3 protein-coding genes and 1 tRNA gene are annotated in these 5,483 nt (G+C 69.6%); 3 read left to right on the top strand and 1 reads right to left on the bottom strand.

All coding sequences use genetic code 11. The features are described from left to right. Both I73_RS30930 and I73_RS27765 read left to right on the top strand, forming a co-directional pair. Positions 1-1,102 (top strand): FAD-dependent oxidoreductase (locus I73_RS30930; protein ID WP_022980997.1); only part of this gene is annotated, 1,102 nt, incomplete at its 5' end. 45 nt (positions 1,103-1,147) lie between these two features. Next, a complete protein-coding gene (locus I73_RS27765) occupies positions 1,148-2,710 on the top strand; it encodes a bifunctional ADP-dependent NAD(P)H-hydrate dehydratase/NAD(P)H-hydrate epimerase (protein ID WP_022980998.1) in 1,563 nt (520 codons plus the stop codon). A gap of 31 nt (positions 2,711-2,741) precedes the next feature. On the opposite strand, the gene rnr is transcribed toward I73_RS27765, so the two are convergent. Next, a complete protein-coding gene (rnr, locus tag I73_RS27770; protein ID WP_234409501.1) occupies positions 2,742-4,982 on the bottom strand; it encodes a ribonuclease R in 2,241 nt (746 codons plus the stop codon). Between the two features lie 141 nt (positions 4,983-5,123). Between rnr and I73_RS12955 the strand changes: the two genes are divergently transcribed. After that, positions 5,124-5,208: transfer RNA gene (locus I73_RS12955), tRNA-Leu, on the top strand. Positions 5,209-5,483 lie beyond the last annotated feature (275 nt).

Here is a 5,483-nt window from a genome sequence, read left to right on the forward strand (position 1 = left end):
AGCGAGCTTCGCCGGCGCGCGCTTCCTCTGCCCGACCGCGTTGCCCAGCCTGAGTCGCCATCCACGCTGGCTGCATCGCAGCCCCTGGAGCCCCCAGGCCAGACTGCAGGCCCGTGCGCGCAAGCAGGCCGACTGGCTGGCCCGCCAGCAGTTGCTGGTGCGACTGGCCGATCTGGGGGAACAAGTGCTGGCGCAACTGGAAGCTGAGCACCGACTGGAGTTCGAACAGCGACGGGGCTGGCTGATCCTTCATCCGGACGAACGCAGCCTCAAGCTGAGAGAAGCCGACGCCGCCCATCTGTCCAGCCTGGGGTTGCCCCACCAATGCCTGGGCCCCGAGGAGCTGGCGATAGCGGAACCAGCCATCCATGCGACTCGCCCTGCCGCCGGCGGTCTCTGGCTGCCTCAGGTGCGGGTGGTGAACACCCGCCAGCTGACGCAGCAGCTCAGGGGACTCGCCCAGCAGCTGGGCGCCGTCTTCCACCTCAACGCCGAGGTGGAAGAGATCGACACGCGGCACCCCACGCGCCTGCGATCCAAGCGGCTGGACGGCGAAGCCGGCGTGGACACCCCGTTCGACGCCGTGGTGCTCTGCACAGGCACCGCCTCGATGCACTGGCTCAAGGCCCAGGGCCTGCGCTGGCCCCTGCAGGCCGCGCCCGGCTGTTCCCTGACCGCGCCGCTGCACCTGCCGGAAGCCATGCCCGACCCAGCCCCCCGGGGTGCCGTCACGGATGCCCAGACCGGCCTGACCCTGTCACGGCTGGGTGAGCGGGTTCGCATCACCGATCCGTGGGCCGAGCTCGACGCCAAGGGGCGCCCGGCTCTGACGACCCAGCGGCGGATGTATGCCGCGCTGGGACGCTGGTTCCCGGAGGCTGGACATGGCAATCCAGCGCAGGCCTGGCAGGGCACACGGGCCAGACTGCCCGACGATGCCCCGGTGGTCGGCCCCAGCCCCTGGCCGGGGCTCTGGCTCAACCTGGGGCATGGCGATCAGGGCAGCGCCGTGGCCGGCGGCTGCGCGCAGCTGCTGGCCGACGCGCTCGAAGGACGGCCCGCGCTGGAGGGACAGGACCTGCTGGGCTGCACGCGCTGGTGAGCCCGCAAGGGTGACAAGCAAGCCAACGCCGGCCACACTCCTGGCATGGCCCTCCTCCCCGTTCTTGCGTCTCCCTCGGCGCAGCCGCCCCGATCGGCACTGCCGGTACACGACACCGAGGCCTCACGAAGCATCGAGGCGCGCGCCCTGCAGGCCCAGACGGCGGCTGGCGCCCTGATGGCCCGGGCCGGCCTGGCCGTCGCCCGACTGGCCCTGGCCCTGGCCCCGCATCAGGGAACCTTCTGGGTCCTCTGCGGCCCCGGCAACAATGGCGGCGACGGCCTGGTGGCCGCCCGCCACCTCCATCAGCAAGGGTCGGCCGTGAGGGTGATCCTGGCCGGGGTGGCCGAGCGGCTGCCCACTGACGCCCGCCAGGCCCTGGAGGCCGCCCGGGCTGCCGGGGTTTCCTTCGCGGAAGAGCCGCCCCCCAGCTCAGAAGCCCCCCGGCTGGTGATCGATGCTCTGCTGGGGCAGGGGCAGACCCGCCCCCTGAAAGGCCGGCTGGCCGAACTCGCGCACTGGTGCAACACCCAGCCCGCCCCCGTGTTGTCCGTCGACCTGCCCAGCGGCATGCAAGGCGACACCGGACAGGCCACCGGAGAGGCGGTGGTGCAGGCCACGGCCACCCTGTCGCTGCTGACCCTCAAGCCTGGCCTGTTCACCGGCCGCGGACGGGATCTCGCCGGCGCCCTGTGGTGGGACGATCTGGGCATCCATCCCGATGACCGACATCGCGCCGCGACGGCCTGGATCACCGGCGAAGAGGACGCCCGGCCCCTCTGGCCCCTGCGGCGGCATGGCCAGCACAAGGGCAGCTTCGGTGACCTCTGGGTACTGGCGGGCGCGCGCGGCATGACCGGCGCCGCGCTGCTGGCCGGGCGGGCCGGCCTGGCCGGGGGCGCCGGACGGGTCTATGTCAGCCTGCTGGACGACGCCCCACCACTGGACTGCGACCTGGTGCACCCAGAGCTGATGTTCCGCCGCGCCAGCGGCTGGCAAGCGCCGGACGTGCTGGAGGCGGCCACCCTGGTGTGCGGTTGCGGGGGAGGTGACGCCGTTCGTCAGGTGCTGCCGGAGGCCCTGGCCCGCGCTCGCCGGCTGGTGCTGGACGCCGATGGACTGAACGCTGTGGCCGCCGAGCCGGGATTGCAGGAAGCCCTGCGCGCACGGGCGGACCGCGGACTCGCCACCGTGCTGACGCCCCACCCCCTCGAGGCGGCACGACTGGCCGGCTGCAGCAGCGCAGACATCCAGGCGGACCGCATCGCCCATGCCCTGGCCCTGGCCAGGCAACTGCGCGCCGTCGTCCTGCTCAAGGGTTCGGGCACGGTGGTCGCCACGCCCTCGGGCGCCTGCTGGCTCAACCCGACCGGGCATGGCGGGCTGGCCTGCCCAGGCAGCGGGGACATTCTGGCCGGCTGGCTGGGTGCCGCCTGGTCTGCCCAGCTTGCCGCGGACGACGAGGTGGGGCTGGCCGCTCGGGTGGCGGCGGCATCGGCCTGGCTGCACGGCCGCGCGGCCACACAGGCCCTGCCCGAACCCCATGGCCCCATCCTGGCCGAGACCCTGATCGCCGCCATGGCCCGAGAGCTGTCCCTCAAGGCCTGACGGATCGGGGGAGACAACTCTGCGCGGGGACTCAGCGTCGCTTGCTGGCGTTCTTGCGCCCTGCGCCCGCCCCCCTCGCCACCTCATTGCCGCCCTTGGCCAAGGCGACTGCCTCCCGCCCCTCCCCCTTGCGGGGTGAGCGGCCCGACTTGCTCCTGGCGGCCTTGGTGGCACGCTTGTGCACGCGATCGGCGGCCTCCAGTTCCGCCAGCTCCTCGGTGGCCTTCTTGCCGCTGCCGCGCGCAGCCCCCTGCGCCGCCGGGCTCTTGCGACCCGCCGTGCTGGACCGCAGCTCTTCACCATCACGCACCATGCGGAAGTCGATCCGGCGACCATCCAGATCGACGCGGCTGACCTGGATGCGCACCCGGGTGCCGATGGCGTAGCGCACGCCAGAGCGCTCGCCGCGCAGCTCCTGACGCACCTCGTCGAAGCGGAAGTACTCGCCCCCCAGCTCGGTGATGTGGACCAGGCCCTCGACATAGAGCGAATCCAGCGTCACGAAGACACCGAAGCTGGTCACAGCCGTCACGGAGCCGCTGAACTCTTCGCCCAGGCGCTCACGCATGTAGCGGCACTTCAGCCAGGCCTCCACATCGCGGGAGGCCTCGTCCGCCCGTCGCTCGTTGGCACTGCAATGCAGGCCGGCCGCCTCCCAGCGCTCGGTCTCGACCAACTGGACCTTGGTGGGCTTGCCGTTCTTGCGCGCCGGCGCCGGCCCCTGCTCCCCCTTGCCCAGGTGGTAGTGCCTGCCCGCCAGGAGGGCCTTGAGCACCCGGTGCACCAGCAGGTCGGGATAGCGGCGGATGGGGCTGGTGAAGTGGGCATAGGCCTCGTAGGCCAGCCCAAAGTGGCCACTGTTGACCGGGGTGTAGAGGGCCTGCTGCATGGTCCGCAGCAGCATGGTGTGGATCTGTGCGGCATCCACCCGGTCTTTGGTCGCCTCGGCGATGGCCTGGAACTCCGCCGGCGTGGGCTCCTCGCTCAGGGACAGGCCGATGCCCTGCGCCTTCAGGTAGTTCTGCAGGGCCAGTCGCTTCTCGGGCGTGGGGCCCTCGTGCACGCGGAACAGGCAGGGGTGCTGGTGCACGTTGATGAAATCGGCCGCGCAGACATTGGCCGCCAGCATGGCCTCCTCGATCAACCGGTGCGCGTCGTTGCGCACCCGGGGCACGATCTTCTCGATGCGGCCGTTCTCGTCGCAGACAATCTGCGTCTCGGTCGTGTCGAAATCGACCGCGCCGCGCCGCTCACGGGATTTGAGCAGGGCCCGATACACCTCGTGCAGCTGCAGCAGATGCGGCAGCAAGGCGGCACGCCGCGTGGCCTCCGGCCCGCGGGTATTGCTCAAGGCCGCGGCCACCTCGGTATAGGTCAGGCGTGCGTGCGAGCAGATCACGCCAGGGTAGAACTGGTAGGCCGTCACCTCGCCGAGGTCGCTCACCAGCATGTCACACACCATCGTCAGCCGGTCCACCTCGGGGTTCAGCGAGCACAGTCCGTTGGAGAGCTTTTCCGGCAGCATGGGAATGACCCGCCGCGGGAAGTACACCGACGTGGCACGCTCGTAGGCATCACGGTCCAGCGGCTCGCCCGGCTTGACGTAGTGGGAGACGTCGGCAATGGCCACCAGCAGGCGCCAGCCCTTGGTCGCATTGGCCCCGCGGCCACTGCTGTAGGCTTCGCAATACACCGCATCATCGAAGTCGCGTGCGTCCTCGCCGTCGATGGTGACGAAAGGCACGTCGCGCAGGTCCACGCGCTGCTTCAGGTCGGCAGGCTTGAGCTTCTCGGGCAGGGCCGCCGCCTGGGACAGGGTCTCCGGCGAAAAGCGATGCGGCACCTCGTACTTGCGCACGGCGATCTCGATCTCCATGCCCGGATCGTCGATCTCGCCCAGCACCTCGCTGACCCGCCCCACGGGCTGGGAGTACATCGAAGCCGGCTCGGTCAGCTCCACCGCCACCACCTGCCCCACGGAGGCGTTGGCGATGCCGTTCTTCGGGATCAGGATGTCCTGGCCGTAACGCCGGTCTTCGGGCGCCACCAGCCAGACGCCGTTCTCGAAGAGCAGACGGCCGATGATGGGCACCTTGCGACGTTCGAGAATGTCGACCACCCGGCCCTCGGGCCGCCCCCTGCGATCCAACCGCTGGATGCGCACCCGCACGCGGTCGCGGTGCAGCACCGCCCGCATCTCCTGGGGAGACAGGTAGATGTCTCCTTCGCCATCGTCACGGCGGACAAAGCCGTGACCATCGCGGTGCCCCATCACCACACCGTCGACATCGCCCAGAGAGGCGGCGGCCGGCGCCGAAGTACTTGTGTTCTGTTTTGTTTTAATGGTATAGTCCTATCTTTCGCTTTTGAGGCAACTGAACAAGTTGCTTCTTGAGCGGCAAAATCCTGAAATGCCCAGGTGGCGGAATTGGTAGACGCACTAGTTTCAGGTACTAGCGGGTAACTCCGTGGAGGTTCGAGTCCTCTCCTGGGCACCAAGAATAACGAGAATTTCCCGGAAATTCTTCTTCGAAGGCTGGCACATGGTGCCGGCCTTTTTGTTTTGTGCGTTCAAGGTCGGATGGTTGTGGTGTTCACCACACGGGGCCCGGCTGCAGCGCCGAAGCGCAACGCTCCGCCACGCCCCGGAATCACTTCCGAGGTCGCGCGGATGGGCTTGATCAGATCGCGTGCTTGCGCTCCAGGCCTTCGGGCCGCAGCGAGTCGTACTCTTCGAAGGNCTGGTGAATCCAAGGGCTGGTGACCAGTTCTT

It is taken from the genome of Ideonella sp. B508-1 (assembly GCF_000333615.1).
GTDB lineage: Bacteria > Pseudomonadota > Gammaproteobacteria > Burkholderiales > Burkholderiaceae_C > Ideonella.

What these genes read in the sequence shown, in the direction of transcription:
- rnr (WP_234409501.1), bottom strand. Translation starts at nt 4,982, where the DNA reads ATGGGGCACCGCGATGGTCACGGCTTTGTCCGCCGTGACGATGGCGAA.
- I73_RS27765 (WP_022980998.1), top strand. Translation starts at nt 1,148, where the DNA reads ATGGCCCTCCTCCCCGTTCTTGCGTCTCCCTCGGCGCAGCCGCCCCGA.